At 70.3% G+C, this 17,134-nt stretch carries 18 protein-coding genes and 1 tRNA gene; 12 read left to right on the top strand and 7 right to left on the bottom strand.

The window, feature by feature from the left end; translation table 11 throughout:
* Positions 1–92: 92 nt before the first annotated feature.
* The gene (locus P0R32_RS00770) at positions 93–806 is read left to right on the top strand and encodes a helix-turn-helix domain-containing protein (RefSeq protein ID WP_276238000.1); all 714 of its coding nucleotides are present in this window, start codon (positions 93–95) and stop codon (positions 804–806) included.
* Positions 807–815: 9 nt separating this feature from the next.
* Here the strand turns inward: P0R32_RS00770 and P0R32_RS00765 are convergent, their stop codons facing one another.
* Complete coding sequence (locus P0R32_RS00765) at positions 816–1,643, bottom strand: proline dehydrogenase family protein (protein ID WP_276237998.1); 828 nt, start codon at positions 1,641–1,643, stop codon at positions 816–818.
* A gap of 173 nt (positions 1,644–1,816) precedes the next feature.
* Between P0R32_RS00765 and P0R32_RS00760 the strand changes: the two genes are divergently transcribed.
* From P0R32_RS00760 to P0R32_RS00740, 5 genes are read left to right on the top strand one after another with little or no spacing between them, the layout of a single operon-like run.
* Positions 1,817–3,133 (top strand): ABC transporter substrate-binding protein, encoded by a 1,317-nt coding sequence (locus P0R32_RS00760; RefSeq protein WP_276237997.1) that lies wholly within the window; start codon positions 1,817–1,819, stop codon positions 3,131–3,133.
* Between the two features lie 6 nt (positions 3,134–3,139).
* Positions 3,140–4,060, top strand: a complete 921-nt coding sequence (locus P0R32_RS00755; protein WP_276237996.1) for a branched-chain amino acid ABC transporter permease — start codon at positions 3,140–3,142, stop codon at positions 4,058–4,060.
* A complete protein-coding gene (locus P0R32_RS00750; protein WP_349770203.1) occupies positions 4,057–5,250 on the top strand; it encodes a branched-chain amino acid ABC transporter permease in 1,194 nt (397 codons plus the stop codon). The genes P0R32_RS00755 and P0R32_RS00750 overlap by 4 nt, the downstream gene beginning before the upstream one ends.
* A gap of 32 nt (positions 5,251–5,282) precedes the next feature.
* Positions 5,283–6,119 (top strand): ABC transporter ATP-binding protein, encoded by an 837-nt coding sequence (locus tag P0R32_RS00745; protein ID WP_276239433.1) that lies wholly within the window; start codon positions 5,283–5,285, stop codon positions 6,117–6,119.
* Positions 6,116–6,898, top strand: coding sequence for an ABC transporter ATP-binding protein (locus P0R32_RS00740; protein ID WP_276237995.1), 783 nt, complete (start codon positions 6,116–6,118; stop codon positions 6,896–6,898). The genes P0R32_RS00745 and P0R32_RS00740 overlap by 4 nt, the downstream gene beginning before the upstream one ends.
* A gap of 138 nt (positions 6,899–7,036) precedes the next feature.
* Here P0R32_RS00740 and P0R32_RS00735 read toward each other — a convergent pair whose 3' ends face one another.
* A complete protein-coding gene (locus P0R32_RS00735; protein ID WP_276237994.1) occupies positions 7,037–7,477 on the bottom strand; it encodes a YybH family protein in 441 nt (146 codons plus the stop codon).
* A 131-nt stretch (positions 7,478–7,608) separates the two neighbouring features.
* Here P0R32_RS00735 and P0R32_RS00730 point away from each other — a divergent pair, with 131 nt between their 5' ends.
* Together P0R32_RS00730 and P0R32_RS00725 are read left to right on the top strand one after the other, a co-directional pair.
* Positions 7,609–7,875, top strand: coding sequence for an HAH_0734 family protein (locus P0R32_RS00730; RefSeq protein WP_276237993.1), 267 nt, complete (start codon positions 7,609–7,611; stop codon positions 7,873–7,875).
* Between the two features lie 119 nt (positions 7,876–7,994).
* Positions 7,995–8,876 carry a hypothetical protein gene (locus P0R32_RS00725; RefSeq protein WP_276237992.1) on the top strand — a complete coding sequence of 294 codons (882 nt, stop codon included), beginning with the start codon at positions 7,995–7,997 and terminating at the stop codon, positions 8,874–8,876.
* Here P0R32_RS00725 and P0R32_RS00720 read toward each other — a convergent pair.
* Positions 8,866–11,301 carry a DUF2298 domain-containing protein gene (locus P0R32_RS00720; RefSeq protein ID WP_276237990.1) on the bottom strand — a complete coding sequence of 812 codons (2,436 nt, stop codon included), beginning with the start codon at positions 11,299–11,301 and terminating at the stop codon, positions 8,866–8,868. The two genes, P0R32_RS00725 and P0R32_RS00720, sit on opposite strands and share 11 nt — an antisense overlap.
* 135 nt (positions 11,302–11,436) lie before the next feature.
* Here P0R32_RS00720 and P0R32_RS00715 point away from each other — a divergent pair, with 135 nt between their 5' ends.
* The 4 genes from P0R32_RS00715 (at position 11,437) to P0R32_RS00700 (ending at position 13,504) form a co-directional block, all read left to right on the top strand.
* Complete coding sequence (locus P0R32_RS00715; protein WP_276237989.1) at positions 11,437–12,276, top strand: glycosyltransferase; 840 nt, start codon at positions 11,437–11,439, stop codon at positions 12,274–12,276.
* Complete coding sequence (locus tag P0R32_RS00710) at positions 12,273–12,722, top strand: GtrA family protein (RefSeq protein ID WP_276237988.1); 450 nt, start codon at positions 12,273–12,275, stop codon at positions 12,720–12,722. The genes P0R32_RS00715 and P0R32_RS00710 overlap by 4 nt, the downstream gene beginning before the upstream one ends.
* Before the next feature lie 88 nt (positions 12,723–12,810).
* Positions 12,811–12,885: transfer RNA gene (locus P0R32_RS00705), tRNA-Met, on the top strand.
* Positions 12,886–13,054: 169 nt separating this feature from the next.
* Positions 13,055–13,504, top strand: a complete 450-nt coding sequence (locus P0R32_RS00700; protein ID WP_276237987.1) for a hypothetical protein — start codon at positions 13,055–13,057, stop codon at positions 13,502–13,504.
* 6 nt (positions 13,505–13,510) lie between these two features.
* On the opposite strand, the gene P0R32_RS00695 is transcribed toward P0R32_RS00700, so the two are convergent.
* Genes P0R32_RS00695 through P0R32_RS00680 form a run of 4 tightly spaced genes read right to left on the bottom strand, consistent with a single transcriptional unit; the run spans position 13,511 to position 17,098 of the window.
* The gene (locus P0R32_RS00695) at positions 13,511–13,936 is read right to left on the bottom strand and encodes a Rieske (2Fe-2S) protein (RefSeq protein WP_276237986.1); all 426 of its coding nucleotides are present in this window, start codon (positions 13,934–13,936) and stop codon (positions 13,511–13,513) included.
* 35 nt (positions 13,937–13,971) lie between these two features.
* Complete coding sequence (locus tag P0R32_RS00690) at positions 13,972–14,958, bottom strand: aminotransferase class IV (protein WP_276237985.1); 987 nt, start codon at positions 14,956–14,958, stop codon at positions 13,972–13,974.
* Complete coding sequence (locus P0R32_RS00685; RefSeq protein ID WP_276237984.1) at positions 14,955–15,566, bottom strand: anthranilate synthase component II; 612 nt, start codon at positions 15,564–15,566, stop codon at positions 14,955–14,957. The genes P0R32_RS00690 and P0R32_RS00685 overlap by 4 nt, the downstream gene beginning before the upstream one ends.
* The gene (locus P0R32_RS00680; protein WP_276237983.1) at positions 15,563–17,098 is read right to left on the bottom strand and encodes an anthranilate synthase component I family protein; all 1,536 of its coding nucleotides are present in this window, start codon (positions 17,096–17,098) and stop codon (positions 15,563–15,565) included. Before P0R32_RS00680 ends, P0R32_RS00685 begins: the two co-directional genes overlap by 4 nt.
* Positions 17,099–17,134: the final 36 nt, after the last annotated feature.

Genomic DNA, 17,134 nt, shown 5'->3' with positions numbered 1-17,134 from the left:
ACCGTCCATGGTCGGTTCTTTTTTCCGTGGCTGGCTGCGGAATGCTGCTGATACCTATTCACATATACGTCGTGGGCGAGAGGATGGGATCGATGAGCCAGGCGCTGAACGCCGGGACTCGGCTGACGCTCGATCTGTGGCACCCGAACTGCTGGGCGATCGAGGCGACCGAGCGAACGGGCGGTGGGGTGTTGGCCCACGCCATCTACGACACGCCGATGACCGCACCCGAGTCGGTCAACGGCCTGTTCACGGCGTTCGGCGAGACGACCGCGGAGGTCGAGGACCTCCTCGACGAGATTCGCGCGTCCGAGCACTCGGGCGAGGTGCTGGAACTGCAGGAGCGGTTCGGCCGCGCCCGCGACGCCCCGGGCAACGTCGTCCGGGAGTTCTTCTTGGAGTACGACCCCGACGACATGGTGTGTCCGACGCTGTTGCGCCACGGCTTCGTCCACAGCGCGCCCGTCCGCATCGAGGACGGTCGCGAGGAGTGGCAACTGTGCTTCACGGGCGAACGCTCCGGGATCGACGAGGCGCTCGAACGCGTGCGCGAGGACTCGGGCGCTGAGGTGTCCATCGTCTCGATCACGGCTTCCGACGGCTCGGCGGCGCGCTCCGAGCGCGACCAGCGCCTCGACACGCTCACCTCCACGCAACGGGAGGTGTTCGAGGAGGCGCGCGCCGCCGGCTACTACGAGTGGCCCCGCGGCTGCTCGACTCGTGAGTTGGCCGACCGCGTCGGCATCTCGAAGACGACGCTGTTGGAGCACCTGCGCAAGGCCGAGTCGAAGCTACTGGACCCGTAACGACGGCGCTTAGCTGAGCACCGCCCGGAGCGCGAACAGCGCGTTCTCCTTGCGCTCGCGCACGCGACGGTAGAAGTACTGGAACCACTTGGCGCCGTACGGCACGTACTGGTTCACCTCGACGCCCGACGCCGCGAGGTCGACCTGCGCCTCCTCGCGTACGCCCATCAGCATCTGCACCTCGTAGTCGGTGCCGAACTCCTCGTGGAGGTCGGCGGCGAGGTCGATCATCGCGGGGTCGTGGCTGCCGACGGCGACGCCGCCCTCGAACTCCTCGAACATGTAGCGCAGGCAGTCGCGGTACGCCTCGTCGACGCGGGCCTTCTTCTTGTGGGCGATCGACTTCGGCTCGTCGTAGGCACCTTTCACCAGTCGGATCTTCCCCGGGAGCGGCGCCAACCGTTCGAGGTCGTCGGGCGTGCGCTTCAGGTTCGCCTGCACACACAGGCCCACGTCGCCGTCCGTCTCGACGGCGTGGTGTTCGAACGCGTCAAGCGTCACGTCCGTCGTCTCGTGGTCCTCCATGTCGATCCAGACGAAGCACTCGGCGGCGTCGACGATGCGCGCGAGGTTCTCTTCGAACGCCTCGTCGGAGACGCCCAGGCCGATCTGCGAGGGCTTCACCGACACGCAGGCGTCGAGGTCGCGCGTCGCGAGTTCCTCGACGAGCGCGACGTACGCGTCGGCGTCCTCGTCGGCGTCGGCGCGGTCGTGGTAGTGCTCGCCGAGGAGGTTCAGGATGGCGCCCACCCCTTGGCGGTTCAACTCCTCGACGTGAGCGATCGCCGACTCGGGGGTCTCCCCGGCGACGAAGTTGTTCGCGATCGGCGGGATCATGACCCGAACTCGGAATCGGTCCCCCCTAAGTCGTGACCCGACCAAACGATTCGATTCTATATAGGTGAAAAAATGGTGGCTGAGCGCCCGCTACCGGGGGACACTGGGGGGAGTCCGACCATGGTCGGGACGGGGTATAGGCATAAGCTTGTGCACGTGTAACATTGTTAGTCATGGTACCGAATGACGAGACCGGACCGAACCGGCGCGACGTGCTGAAGGCAGGTGGAATCGCGGGGCTCGCGGGGCTTGCGGGCTGCGTGAGCACGACCGACAACGAATCGACGGAGACGGAGACCGACGCCTCCGGTGGCGGCGGTGGCGGCGACAGCGGGAGCGACGACAGCGACGGCGGGAACGGCGGCGGAAGTTCCGGGCCGTACACCATCGGGATGGTGAACTCCCTCACCGGCTCGCTGTCGGCGTTCGGGCAACGCAACGAACGCGGGAAGGACCTCGCGCTGGCGGCGGTCAACGACGTCGGCATCGGCGGGCGCGACCTGGAGATCATCGTCGAGGACTCTCAGTCCGAGTCGCAGGCGGGCGTCTCGGCGGCCCAGAAGCTCGTCAACCAGGACGGCGTCCCGTTCGTCATCGGCGCGGTGGGGTCGGGCGTCTCGCTGGCCATCTATCAGTCGGTCATCCAAGGCACCGACGTGGTTCAGCTGAGCCAGAACTCCACCAGCCCGGACCTGACGAACTTCCCCGGGCTACTCCGCATGTCGCCGACGGGCTCGACCCAGTCGTCGGGGCTGGCCGACATCATCAGCGAGGACGGCTACGACTCTGTCGCGCTCGCGTGGGTGAACAACGACTACGGGCAGGGGCTCGCGGAGGCGTTCCGCGAGTCGTTCGACGGTGAGATCGCGTACGACCAGCCCCACGACCAGGGGCAGTCGTCGTACTCTTCGACCGTCTCCGGGATGGCCAACTCCGGCGCGGACGCGTGGCTGTTCGTCACCTACCAGCCCGAGTTCACGACGATGGCCCAGGAGGCGTACTCCAACGGCTACGAGGCGCAGTTCTACGGCGCCGACTCCGTCGCGGGGCCGGACGTCCTCGGCAACACGCCGGAGGGGAGCCTCGACGGCATGAAGATCGTGACGCCCTCGGCGGCCATCGACCAGGACAACTACCAGAACTTCGCCAGCGAGTTCGAGAGCGAGTACGGCGAGGCCCCGACCTCGTGGTCGGCGTTCGCGTACGACTGCGTCGTCACGGCGGCGCTGTCCATCGCGACCGCCGACGAGTTCACCGGCGCCGCCCTGCAGGAGACGGTCCGCGACGTGACCCGTCCCGAGGGTGAAGAGGTGTTCACCTTCGAGGAGGCGATGAACGTGCTCGGCGACGACGGCACGCCCTCGGACATCGACTACCAGGGCGTCTCGGGTCCCATCGACTTCGACGAGAACGGCGACCCGGTCGGGTTCCTGCAGATCCTGACGGTCGAGAACCACGAGTACACCCAGACGGGCACGATCGAAGGCTGAGCGAGGATGTCCGTCCTCGAATATTTGGCGAACGGGCTGGTGTTCAGTAGTATCATCGTACTGGCGAGTATCGGCCTGTCGCTCGTGTACAGCATCGCCGACTTCGCCAACTTCGCGCACGGCGACACGATGACCGTCGGGGCGTACTCGGCGCTCGTCACCTTCGGGTTCGTCGGCGGCCTCGGCGCGCGCTTCCTCGGGCTTCCGCTCGGGTTCTTCCTCGCGCTGGCCGTCGGCATCGCGGTCGCCGCGCTCGTCGCGGTGATCACCGAGAAGGTGATCTACGAGCCGCTGGAGGTGGACTCCATCGGGATGCTCATCACGAGTATCGGGGTGGCGTTCGTCTACCGCGCGCTCATCCAGTTCCAGTTCGGCTCCGACTTCACCGAGTTCGGCATCCAGGTGCTGCGCCCCATCGAGGCGCTGATCCCGTTCGGGATCCGGATGACGCTCCACGACGTGGCGATCATCGGGTCGGCAGCGATCCTCGTCGCCGGCTTGCACACGCTGTTGCAGTACACCGACCTCGGGCGGAAGATGCGCGCGACCGCGGACAACCCGTCGCTGGCGCGCGTCAGCGGCATCCGCGTCGACCGCATCACGCTGTGGACGTGGGTCATCGGCGCGGGACTGGCCGGCGCCGGGGGCGTGTTCCTCGGCCTGTACAACCAGATCTCCCCGCGGATGGGGTTCAACATCCTGCTGGTCGTGTTCGCCGCGGTGATCCTCGGCGGCATCGGCTCCGTCTACGGCGCCATGCTCGGCGGGTTCCTCATCGGGATGATCAACCAGCTGACCCCGATCCTCACTGACATCGGGATCCCCATCGGCATCGAGTACGCGAACGGCATCGCGTTCGTGATCATGGTCGCGGTGCTGCTCGTCAGGCCGAACGGCATCGCGGGCGGCACGGGGGCCGGCACGTGAGCGCCGACACCGCGGCGGACGCGGAGGAGGGCTTCCTCGCCGGCCTCACCCGGGCCGAACAGGGCGTCCTCGCGTTCGTCGCCGCACTGCTGGCGGCGCTGGGCATCGGCCTCGTCACCGGCGGCCTCGGCCCGACGTACGTGCTGTACCTGATCGGCCTCGTCGGGATGTACGTCCTGCTGTCGTTCGGGCTGAACGCCCAGTGGGGCTACACCGGCCTGATCAACTTCTCTGTGGCCGCGTTCTTCGGTCTCGGCGCGTACGGTACCGCGATCTTGACGGCGGACAACTCCCCCATCGCCGGGGGACTCAGCCCGGTGCTCGGGCTGTTCGTCGGCCTCGCACTCGCGGCGCTCCTCGCGGTGATCATCGGCATCCCGACGCTGCGACTGCGGGCGGACTACCTCGCCATCGCCTCGCTGGGGCTGGCGGAGGTCGTCCGGCTGATCGTGCTCAACGAGCGCGAGTACACCAACGGGAGCGCTGGCCTGCGCGGCATCCCCGGCTTCTTCGAGGGGTGGCCGCTGCTGTCGACGTTCCCGCAGGCGATGCCGGGGCTCCGGATTGAGATCGTTCCGGGCAGCCCCATCGTCCTGCAACAGCCGTTCTACCAGGCGCTGCTCAACGTCGGCCTCGTGTTCGTGTTCGTCGGGGTCACCTTCCTCCTGTTGCGGCGGGTCCACCGCTCGCCGTGGGGGCGGGTGCTGCGGACGATCCGCGGCGACGAGGACCTGGCGGAGGCGCTGGGCAAGAACACGTACGCGTTCAAGATGCAGTCGTTCGTGCTCGGCAGCGTCATCATGGCGCTGGCGGGCGTGTTCTACGCGCACCTGAACCTGTTCGTGAGTCCCGGCGACTTCGAGCCGATCAACACGTTCTACGTGTGGATCGCGGTGATCCTCGGCGGGAGCGGCTCCAACCGCGGGGCGATGTTCGGCGGCTTCGTCGTCATCGCCATCCGGGAGGGGACGCGCTTCCTCAACGGGATCGACTTCATCGCGTTCGACATCGGCCCGCTCCGCCTGCTGGCGGTCGGGCTGATCATCATCCTCGTGATGCGCTTCCGCCCCGAGGGCGTGTTGCCGCCACAGCGGGAGCTGATCTGGCCGTCCGCCCTCGACGAGGCGGACGTGCCCGGCCCCGAGGAGGCGCAACGCCCGCACGCGACCGAAGGAGGTGACGCCTCGTGAGCGACGCCGAGTCCGACACGCCGGTCGACGACGTGTCCGACGCGAGCGACGCCGCCGACACCGAGTCTGATGGCGTCGTCCACGAGGGCGCGAACCTCGACAAGGAGAACGTCGTGCTGGAGGTCGACGGCCTCGTCAAGACGTTCGGCGGGCTGGTCGCCACCGACGACGCCTCCTTCGAGGTGGAGCGCGGTACGATCACCGGCCTCATCGGGCCGAACGGCGCCGGCAAGTCCACCCTGTTCAACCTCATCTCGGGGTTCTACGAGGAGGACGAGGGCTCCGTCCGCGTCAACGGCGTGGACGTGACCGACGACACGCCCCACGAGATCGCCGACCACGGGCTGATCCGGACGTTCCAGACCCCTCGGAAGCTGGAGGGGATGACCGTCCGCGAGGCGATGCTCGTCGGCCCGCAGACGCAGACCGGCGAGTCGTTCGTCTCGCTGTTCACCGACGGCAGTACGGTGCACGAGGAGGAACGCGCGAACCTGGAGGACGCCCAGCGCATCCTCGAGGAGTTCGAGATCGGGCACCTCGCGACGCAGGCGGCGACCGACCTCTCGGGCGGCCAGATGAAACTGGTCGAACTCGCGCGGGCGATGCTCGCCGAGCCCGAGGTGCTGCTGCTCGACGAGCCGGTGGCGGGTGTGAACCCGACGCTGGCGAACAAACTGCGCGACCAGATCGCCCGGCTCAACGAGCAGGGCGTCACGTTCCTGATCATCGAACACGACATGGAGTTCATCATGAACCTCGCCGACCCGATCGTCGTCCTCGACCGCGGCAGCGTCCTCGTGGAGGGGACGCCCGACGCGGTCCGCGCGGACAACCGCGTCATCGACGCGTACCTCGGGGGTGGCGAATGAGCCGCGAGTGGAGCCAACGGCGAGTGCTCCCGGACGGCGGTGCAGCCGAGTCTGCGCCGCCCGAGCAGTCGACCGCCCCCGTCCTCTCGGTCGATGGCGTCGACAGCGGCTACGGCGACGTGCAGGTGCTCGACGACCTCTCGTTGACCCTCGAACAGGAGGAGATCGCGTGTCTCGTCGGCCCCAACGGCGCGGGCAAGTCCACCGTCCTCAAGACGGTGTTCGGCCTGCTCTCTCCGTGGGAGGGCCACGTCCGCTACCGCGGCGAGGACATCGGCGGGATGGCGCCAGAAGAGATCGTCCGCATCGGGATCGGCTACGTCCCCCAGACGGACAACGTGTTCGCGAGCCTCACGATCGAGGAGAACCTCCGGATGGGCGGCGTCGCCCGCAACGACGACCTCGAACCGGTGATCGCCGAACTGTACGACCGGTTCCCGATCCTCGACGAGAAGCGCGAGGCGAAGGCACGCACCCTCTCGGGCGGCCAGCGCCAAGTGCTGGCGTTCGCTCGGGCGCTCGTGATGGAGCCGGACGTGCTCCTCATCGACGAGCCGTCGGCCGGGCTCGCGCCCAACACCGCCGACGAGGTGTTCGCCGACGTGCAGGCCGTCAACGACCTCGGGACGGCGATCTTGATGGTCGAACAGAACGCCCGCAAGGGGCTGGCCATCTCGGACACGGGCTACGTGCTCGACCAGGGGAGCGTCGCGTACACCGACGACGCCGACGCGCTCTTGGACAACCCCGAGGTGTCGCGGCTGTACCTCGGCGGGTAGCCGGGCTGTCGCGACGGCCCCGGCTCGGCGTTTTCTCGACACTCACCCGCGAGACAGCGGATAGGCTTCGATCCGAGGGTACCTATTCGAAAATGCGAGCCGGTTGCCGGGGGTTGCAGTCGATCGGTCGTCGGTCGATCACGCACCCATGTTCGCCACCAGCTCGGCGAACTCGGCGTCGTGGTCGGCGTGGTGGTGGACGATTTTCCACTCGTCGCCCTCTTTCCGGTAGACGTTGGTCGCGCGGTTCTCGATAGCGACCGGGTCGCCCGCGAAGGTCATCGACGCCGACTCCTCGCACAGTTCGTACGCGGCGTCACCGACGACTCGGACGACCTGGTTCGTCCGGGTGACCGTGCCGTCCGTGCTCGCCGCCGCCACGCCGTCCCACGACGCTTTGACGGCCTCCCAGCCCTCCTCGCGGCCCCCGATCGGGTGCATGGTCGTCACGTCGTCCTCGTGGGACCAGATGTCCGCCATTGAACTGGCGTCGCCGTTCGCCATCGCCTCCAGTGCACCGTAGAATCGGTCGGATGCCGCTCGGACGTCGTCTTCAGCCGCTACGCGCTTTGTAGACATTAGTAACCTCACTCTATTGACGACTCGTGAGCGGTTATACACCTGCGACCACTTGCCTCCGCTTGCGGCTCCGCCGCCGTGAGACGCACGGCATCGAAACCCTTAGTGTACGAACCCGCCAACGCCGGCGTATGAAGAAGCTCATCGTTCACGGCGACCCCGGCCTGCGCAAGGACGGCGTCATCAACTACGACGGGCAGGAGCTGCGCGTCTTCTCCGTCCAGCGCCAAGGCGAGTACCACGGCCCCGAGGAGCCGCAGTTGTGGTGCACCATCGGCACCGACGACGAGCGCGACGCGTTCGAGAAGAAGGAGTACGTCCCCCACTGGCTCGACGTCGACACCATCGACGCCGAGGCGCTCGACATCGTGAAGAAGGGCGGCGACCTCACGGTCTAAGCCGCGAGTCGCCCCGCACTAGTTCGCTCCGCTCTCCACGCGTCCAGCGCCGCGGCTTCGCCCACGCGAGCGGTGCTCGACGACCGAAAGTACTTGCCGGGTCACGTCGGTGATCCGACGTGTCCTCCGCCGACGCCCTCCTCGGCGCCGACCGCCGGATGCGACTCGTCGCCGTCGCCGGGGCGACCGCGCTCGTCGCCGTGGGGGTCGTCGCCGCGGAGACGCCCTGGGCCGCCGGTGCCGACTCTGCGGTCCCGTTTCTCGCGACGACCGCCCTCCTGGGTGGCCCGGCACTCGCGGCCGAGAACGCCAGGCGCGCCGGCGGCGTCCTCGGGAGTTGGCTGCTGGCGTTCGGCCTCGTGTTCTCGGTCGCGTGGTGTCTCGCCGTCCCGAGCGGGGTGGCGACCGGTATCGGGGTGGTCGTTCCGGTCGTCGCCGCCGCGTCGACTGCGACGGGCGTCGGCCTCCCCGGCTACGCGCTCGGGGAGTTCCTGCGGCGACGGAGTGACGGCCTCGACGAAGCGGCCGGGTCCGCCCGCGTCCGTCGGGTGCTCCTCCCGCGGAGCCGTCGTGCGGCGGTGCGGTGGGCCGTCGTCGCGGCCGCGGCGTTCGACGCCGCACTCGCGGCCGCGGTGTGGGTGCCCCGGCACCCCGTCACGGGGGCGCTGACGGTCGCGGAGGTGTTCGACCCGCTGGCGGCCGCGGCCGGCGACCCGCGGGTCGGCGTACTCGTCGCTGCCGGGTGGGTCGGAGCGGCCGCGGTCCCCGCAGCGCGGCACGCGGGGCTGTTCGTCTCGTGGGGTGTCGTCTTCGCGCCGGTGTTCGGCGGTGCGGGAGCGCGCTTCGTCGACAGCGTCTCCGCGAGCGGGGTGGCGACGTTCGACGTCGCCCTGGCGGCGGTGACGGCCGCCGTGCTCGCGGTCTTCCTCGGGACGTTCGGGTTCGTCGTCGGCGTCGGCGCCCGGTCGCTTGCCCCGCGAACGCCGGCGCTCAGGCGCTAGCGTCGAGCGAACCCGCTTCGGGTAACTCCGACTCCGTCACCCGGTACACCGTCACCGTCTGCGTTGAGGCGTCCTCGACCTCCTCCACCCCCGGGATCTCGCCGAAGTCGATCATGCCGAACTGCTGGTAGCGCGTGCGCTCGGCGGGGCCGACCCACACGTACTGCACGTCGTGCTCGCGGAACACCTCGACGGCGGCGGCCTCGGAGGTGTAGGCGTCGTCGACGGCGCGGACGCGGGCGAAGTAGGCGTCGGGCCCGCGGTAGCCGACTTCGTGGTGCCAGCCGGCGACCGTCGGTAGCCCGGTGAGACTCGCCGCGGGGCTGGCCTCCCAGCGGTACATCGTCGGCGAGTGTCCGTAACGGTTGTCGGCGCCGGGGTAGACGCCGGTCGCGGGCGCCGACAGCAGCGTCGGCTGGCCCTCGCGGGCGTCGAGCCAGTCGATCGGACGCTCCTCGCTCGGATGGTACACCGCGACGAAGTCGGTCGCGTCCAGCGTCGGCTCCTCGGGGTACCCCTCGTTCACGTGCGCCGGGAGCGCGAACGCGGCGTACATCCCCGTCGTGACGAGCAGGCCGGCGACGAACACCGACGCCAGCACGTCGCGGGTCCCCTCGCCCGGCCACAGCACGGATGCGTCGGGGCGGGGCACCACGCGGAGCATCCCCGCGAGCACGACGCCGGCGGCGGCGGCCCACAGCGGCCACACCTGCGCGTACGTCTTGAACACGGTGTTCATCCGGCCCGGGCCGGCCTGCTCGTTCAGGAACACCACCTCGACGAGCAACACCAGTCCGGCCCCGCCGACGATCAGCACCGTCTCGAAGCCCGCGCGGTCGGTCCGCAGCGCGACCCACCCCGCGAGGAGCAGGAAGCCGAACGGTCCGAGCGCGGGCACGCCGACGACGAGGCCTGCGAGCGTCAGCGCCGCGAGGCCCGCCAGCACGGCGAGCGGTCGCTCCCGCCCGACGGCCGCGAGCAGGCCGACGACGAACGTCGCGAGGAACGCGCCGTGGACGAGCGCCAACCTGCCAAGCGACGACCGCATCTCGACGGTGAGCAGCGCCAGCGTCCGTTCGCTCCCGCTGCCGGTCACCGCGCCCAGCAGGAACGGCGACGCGACGACCACCGCGAGCACGCCCGCGCCCGCGACGAGCGCCGCGGCGACGACCGGGCGAGCCACCTCGTCGGCGAGCAGGCGGGCACCGGCGCTCCCGCCCCCGCCACCGTCGGTCGCCGTCTCGGTGTCGGCGTCGGACACGCCGTCCACGAGGGCGTCCACGCGGGCCGACAGCGCCGCCGGCAAGAGGGTCCGCGGTGCGGCGGGTGCGGCGGCGACCGCGAGCCACGCGAGGCCGAACACGCTCGGGAAACTCCACGTGTCGAGCACCGCTTGGAAGCCGCCCACGACCGGGATCACGCCGAACAGGAGGAGTCGCCGGCGGCGCGTTTCCGTCTCGGGCGTGCGGTAGAGGGCGAACGCGAGCGCCGCCCCCAGCAGGAGGAACGGCGTCATCGTCATGTGGGCGTGGAGGTCGCCGTTGAGCCACGCGAACAGCGGGAACTCGTTGATGGTTCCCGGGATGACGCGGCTGGCGGTCCAGTAGGAGAACTCGCGGGTGACCACCTCCTGTGCGTCGAGGCCGAACAGGCTGGCGACCGTTGCTCGCGGGCCCGGCGGGAGCGTCCGGAGGAGCACCCAGCCGGCGGTGTAGAGGTTCGCCGCGACGCCGACGAGGAACGCCGCGAGCGCGCCAGCGATGCGGCGCGAGCGATCACGGCTGGCGGCGACCGACCCCGCCAGATCGTAGACGGCGGCGACGAGCATCCCGAACACGCCTGCCAGCGCGAGGTTGTAGCCGAAGCGCGCCGGGGTAGCGGTCAGCATCGACCACAGCGCCGCGAGCAGGTGGCCGCCGTAGTAGTAGCGGACGGGTTCGCCGGCGAACCACATGTCCTCCGGCGGGAGCGCACTCGCCCGCAGCAGCGACTTGAGGATGCCGTAGTCGAGGAACTTCTCGCCGGCGCTGGGGTCGACGCCGGGGTCGAACGCCCGGATCAGCACGACGAGACAGAACCCGAGGACGAACACCGCCGCCGTCTCGGCGGCGACGGTTCGGTCGGGGAGCCCGGCGACGGCGTCCTCGTCGAGGGCGACTTCGCCGGCGCGGAGGGCGTCGCGGTCGAGGAGAGCCAGCGCCGCGAGCGCGACGAGCACGAGGAGGGCGAGCGCGAGCACGAGCGGGCCGAACGTGACGCGACCAGCCCAGAAGGCGACGACGGCGACCGTCAGCGCGGACACGGGGAGCGCGAAGCCGACACCGCGCGTCGCCGAGCGGGGGAACAGGCGGGCGGCCAGCGGGACGCCGACGGCCCCGAGCGCGAGCAGCGCGACCAGCCAGCGGACGACGAGACCGTACTCCATCGATCCCACGGGGTTGCCGCCGGGGTAAGTCCCTTTCCCTCCTTCCGTCGACGCGGTGTCGCGGCGCCTCGCACCCGCACGTCGCCGGATGCCCGTTTCGCACCGCTTTTACCCGGCCACACGGAACCGGGGGGTATGCAGCCGACCGTCGGGGTCGTCGTCCCCGCCTACCATCCGGACCCGGGTCGGCTCCGGACGTACCTCCGCTCGCTCCAACGGACGCTGGACCCGGACGAGCTTCGAGTCGAACTCGACGCACCCGGCGTCGCGGCGGACGCGACCGACGACCCGGCCGGCCTCGCCCTCCCGGACGGCGTCGACTGTCGCGTCGTCCGCCGTCGACGCGGGAAGGGTGCGGCCATCACCGCGGGCTTCGAGGCGCTCTCCACCGACGTGTACGCCTTCGCCGACGCCGACGGCGCGACGCCCGCCGAGTCCGTCGCGGCGGTGATCGACCCGGTCGTCGACGGCGAAGTCGACCTGGCCGCCGGCTCGCGACGTCACCCGGCGGCGGACGTGCGCTCCCACCAGACGTTCGCCCGCCGCTTCCTCGGCGACGGCTTCGCGTGGATTGCGCGCCGCCTGCTCGACGCGAAACTGTACGACTACCAGTGCGGTGCGAAGGCGCTGACCGCTGAGGCGTGGGCGGGCGCCCGCGACCACCTGTACGAACCGGGGTTCGCGTGGGACATCGAACTCGTCGCGGTCGCGGCGGCGCTCGACTACCGCATCGCCGAGGTGCCGGTGACGTGGGAGGACCAACCCGGCTCGACGGTGTCGCCCGTGACGGACGCGCTGGACATGGGTCGGGGACTGCTCGTGGCGCGCCACCGCGCACGACTCATCCGGAACGACCGCCTGCACCGCCTGCTCGACCGCGAAGACGGCGTCGCGCTGGTCGACCGCAGTGGGGGCGGGACGCGCGGCGACGGCGGCGACCCCGACGGGAGTGCCGCCGGGAGCGACCCGCGATGAGCGACGACGGCGCCGTGGAGGCGCTCGCGTCCGGGACGCGTATTGGCCAGTTCCTCTCGGTCGGCGTCGTCGGCTTCGCCTTCGACATCGCCACGTCGACGGCGCTGCGCGAACTCGGGGTGTTTCCCGAACTCGCGGCGCTGATCGGTATCGAGGTGGCGGTCGTCGTGATGTTCCTGCTCAACGACCGCGTGACGTTCGCCGGGGAAGGCGGCTCGGGGGTCGGGGCGACGCTGCGACGACTGGCCCGGTCGAACGTCGTCCGCGCGGGCGGCATCGCCGTCCAGTTGGTCGTGTTCACCGTGCTGTTCCGGTGGGTGGCGGTGCCGCTGACGGTCGCGGGTATCGACCTCTGGTTCGTCGTCTCTCGGGCCGGCGGCATCGGCGCCGGGATGGTCGTCAACTACGTCGCCGAGAGCGTGTTCACCTGGCGCGTGTTGGAGTGACGAGCCGCGCCCGTCGTGCGTGAAAGTCGCACACGGCGGCGGTCTTCGAAACACAACCCTTACAAGTGCAGGTCGACTTCGATGTAGTAGCGGGATGGGATAGCCAGGAGATTCCGCCGGGCTCATAACCCGGAGATCGGTAGTTCAAATCTACCTCCCGCTACTTCTGGCCGAGCGACCGACCGACTCCAAGCGTCCCGTCTCTCTCTCGGGTTCGGCTCCGTGCTCGTCACCGCACTCGTTCTTCCGCACCCAGCTAGCCTGTTCGCAGTCGTGCGACGGGGTCGAACTGACGGCGGTGGATATTTCACCCGGCGGAGGAACCTCCGGGCATGCCCGGCAGCGAGGCGGTCGTCTCGTTCGACGTAGACGCGGCGGTCAACGAGATCGAGGCGGCGCTGGACGACGACGAACACCTTCACGTCGCCGCCGTGTTCACGCGCGACGCGTACGACCTCGCGTACGTCGACGAGACGACGCGGTCGATGTACGGCGACGACGGGGCGATGCGGTCCCACTTCGACCGCATCCACGAGTACGCGGGGATCGACTTCTCGGAGATCGGTCTGTTCGTCGACGACCTGTTTCCTGTCGCCGAAGACGTCGAGTACGTCGCGACTGGGATGGACTACCTCACCGTCGTCCGCCTGTACGTCGGGGCGGAGGGCCTGTTGTGCTCGCTGAGCCCCGACGCCGACGTGACGGCCGTCGTCGACGCCGTCGACGCGGCGCTCGACGCCGACCTCGGGTCGACCGGCAACAGCATCGCCGACGGCGCGTGAGCGCGCTCAGTTCCCGGTGAAGTCGATGCGACTGTCGCCGCCGTCGCCCGTGTCGACGCCGCTGGGACCGAGGTGCTCGAAGACGTAGTCCTCGTCGTCGACGTACACCCCGCCGTCGGTTACGGTCACGTCGACCGACTCCATCACCGACCCCTCGCAGGGGCCGAAGTCGCAGTAGCCGCTGTCGAGTTGGAACGTCGCGCCGTGTTTCTGACACCACACCTCGCCGTTCGTGACGCGAGCGCCGTCGCCTTTGTCGAGGCGCACGTCCGTCCAGTGCTGGCAGTAGTTGCGGTACGCGACGACCGTGCCGTCGGACAGCCGACTCACGAACGCCTCGCGGAGTTCGTCCTCGTCGTCGCGAACGGTGAACAGCAAGGTCCCACCCTCGGGAACCTCGTCGGCGTCGGCGACCCGCGCGTCCTCGTTCATACCCGCCGGCAGGACCGGCGGACTTGTATGCCTCCCTATTCCGGCGACTCGTCGTCGGCGACTGCGTCGGCACCCGCACCCGCCTCCGCGTCGTCCGCCTCGTCGGCGTAGCACGCCCGTTCCACCCGCTCGTCGTACAGCCGCGAGAGGAGCGTCGTCACCGGGCCGCCACCGATCGCGACGCCGTCGTACGTCCCGACGGGTCGCAGTTCCCGGATGGAGGAGGCGAGGAACGCCTCGTCGGCGCCGCGCACGTCGTCGGGGGTGTACTCGCCCTCCTCGACGGGGAACCCCTCCTCGCGGGCGATGTCGAGCACCTCGGCGCGAGTGACGCCCGGCAGGACCGGTCCGTCGAGCGACGGCGTGCGGATGGCGTCGTCGGCGACGAAGAACAGGTTCGCCGTCGCGCACTCGGCCACGTACCCCTCGTCGTCGAGCATGACCGCCTCGTCGGCGCCCGTCACGCGCGTCTCGACGCGGGCGAGGACGTTGTTCAGGTAGTTGTGCGTCTTCGCGTCGCTCGGGATCGCACGGTCCGACACCCGGCGGGTCTTCACCGTCTGAATCGCCGCGGGGCCGTCCCACGTCGACTCGCCGCCGTGGTCCTCGCGGCCGCCACGCGGGAGGGGCTTCACGAGCACGACGACCGTCGGGTCCGTCTCGGCGGCCTCGGGCGGCGCGAACCCCGCCGTCTCCCCGCGCGTCACCGACAGACGGACGTACGCGTCGCCGAGGTCGTTCGCGCGGAGCGTGTCGCGGACCCGTGCCTGGAGGTCCAACTTCGACAGCCCAACCTCGTCGGCGGGCATGCCGAGCGCGTCGAGGCTGCCGAACAGGCGGTCGACGTGGGCGTCCCACCGCCACAGCGTCCCGCCGTAGGCGCGGACCGTCTCGAAGACGGCGTCGCCGTACTGGAAGCCGCGGTCGTGCACCGACACCGACGCCTCGCTCGCGGGGACGAGGTCGCCGTCGACGTGGTAGACGAGGTCGTCGGCTCCCCCGTCGGGTTCCGCGTCGCTCACTCGAATCCACCTCGCTCGCAGACGCGGAGGAAGCTCCGCACCATCGCCTTCCCGTCGGGCGTGAGGATGCTCTCGGGGTGGAACTGGACGCCGACGTGCGGGCGCTCGGTGTGGCGCACGCCCATCACCACCTCGCGCTCGTCGTCGGTCCACGCCGTCTCGACGAGCGTGTCGGGGACGGCGTCGTGCTCGACGCACAGCGAGTGGTAGCGTCCGACCTCGACGCGGTCGGGGAGTGCGGCGAACACCCCGCGCCCGTCGTGGCGCACGTCGGAGGGCTTCCCGTGGACGACCTCTGGCGCGAGCGTGACGGCGGCGCCGTTGGCCGCACACAGCGCCTGGTGGCCGAGGCAGACGCCGAGCGTCGGGTAGTCCAACTCGGCGAACACGGGGATGGAGACGCCGGCCTCCTCGGGGGTTCCCGGACCGGGCGAGACGACGATGCCGTCGGGGTTGAGGGCGCGGATGTCGTCGACGTCGACGCGGTCGTTCCGGCGGACGAGCACCTCGTCGGCCAACTCGCCGACGTACTGGACGAGGTTGTACGCGAACGAGTCGTAGTTGTCGACGACGAGGATGCGGCCGCCGACGGGAGTTCTGTCGCTCACTCGTCCACCTCCATGTGGCCGTCGAGCGCGTCGTCGACCGAGCGGACGAGCGCGCGGGCCTTCGCCAGCGTCTCCTCGTACTCTGCCTCCGGGTCGGAGTCGTGGACGACGCCCGCGCCGACGCGGAGGTGGTACTGCTCGCCCGTGCGGACGAGCGTCCTGATGACGATGTTGGCGACGAGACGGCCGTCGAAGCCGGCGGCGAACATCGACCCGGTGTACGGACCCCGCTGTGTCCCTTCCAGTGCGTCGATGATGGCCATCGTCTTCGGCTTGGGCGCGCCGGTGATGGTGCCGCCGGGGAACACCGCCGCGAGCGTGTCGGCGAGCGAGCGGTCGGCCCGCTCTTCACCCTCGACGAGCGAGACGAGGTGCATCACCTCCGAGTAGCGGTCGACGCGCCGGTACTCGGGCACCGAGACGGTGCCGTAGCGGCTCACCTTCCCGAGGTCGTTGCGCTCGAGGTCGACCAGCATCGCGTGCTCGGCGCGCTCTTTCTCGTCGCCGGTCAACTCGGCCTCCAGCGCGGCGTCCGTCTCCGGGTCGGCGTCGCGCGGGCGGGTGCCGGCGATGGGTTCGGTTTCGAGTCGAGCGCCTGTGTCGGGGTCGTCCGATGGCTCGCGCCGCAAGAGGAGTTCGGGACTCGCGCTCACGAGGTCGACGCCGGGGAACTCCACCAGCCCGGAATACGGCGCGGGGTTGCGCGCGCGGAGGGCGTCGTAGGCGACGACGGGGTGGACCGCCGCGGGGGCGGCGAGGCGCTGGCTCACGTTCGCCTGGAAGGTGTCGCCCGCGCGGACCGACTCCTTGACGCTGCGGACGCGGTCGGCGTACGCCTCGCGCCCGCAGTCGCTCTCGAAGCTGACGGCGTCGGCGTCGCCGGCCGGTGCGGGTCCGACCGACGGGTCGCCCTCGACCGCTCGCTCGGCGAGGGCCTCGGCGGCGGCGACGCCGGCGTCGTACGCGGCGTCCGCATCGGGGTAGTCGGCGACGCGCGGACACGACGTGATCCGAAGCGTCACGTCGCCGTCGTCGCGCGGTTCCTCCCACGAGGCGAGGGTCGTGAACACGCCAGCCTGCAGGCGCGGCAGGCCGCGGTCCTCGACGGCGCCGTCGGCGGGAAACGACTCCAACTCGCGGGCCGCGTCGTACGAGAGCCACCCGAAGACGCCGCAGGGGTACGGCACGTCGCAGTCGCCGCGGACCAGGGTGCCGGCGTCGAGCAGTCCCGCCAGCGCCTCCAGCGTCGGCGACGGGTCGGCGTAGTCGCCGTGGCCGGGGTGGTGTGGGTCACGGACGCTCGCCTCGGCGCCGACGGTCAGCGTCTCCGCCGGGTCGACGCCGAAGGCGCCCCACCCGGACTGGCCGCCGGTCGTCTCGTAGAACACCGCCGGTCGGTCCGCCGTCCGGGCGCGGCGGTAGGCCTCGAAGGGATCCCCGACCGTCGCCCGCCCCTCGACGGGGATGCGGGCGTCGTCGGGCGCGTCGGCCGCGAGGCGGCGGAACGACTCGCGGTCCGTGACCGTGTGCATACGAGTCCGTCCACGCGGGAGGGAAAAAGCGGGTTC

Origin of the sequence: Halobaculum marinum, assembly GCF_029338555.1 — an archaeon.
GTDB classification, from domain to species: domain Archaea; phylum Halobacteriota; class Halobacteria; order Halobacteriales; family Haloferacaceae; genus Halobaculum; species Halobaculum marinum.
The sequence above is the reverse complement of the archived record's forward strand: the minus strand, read 5'-3'. Positions and strand labels throughout refer to the sequence as shown.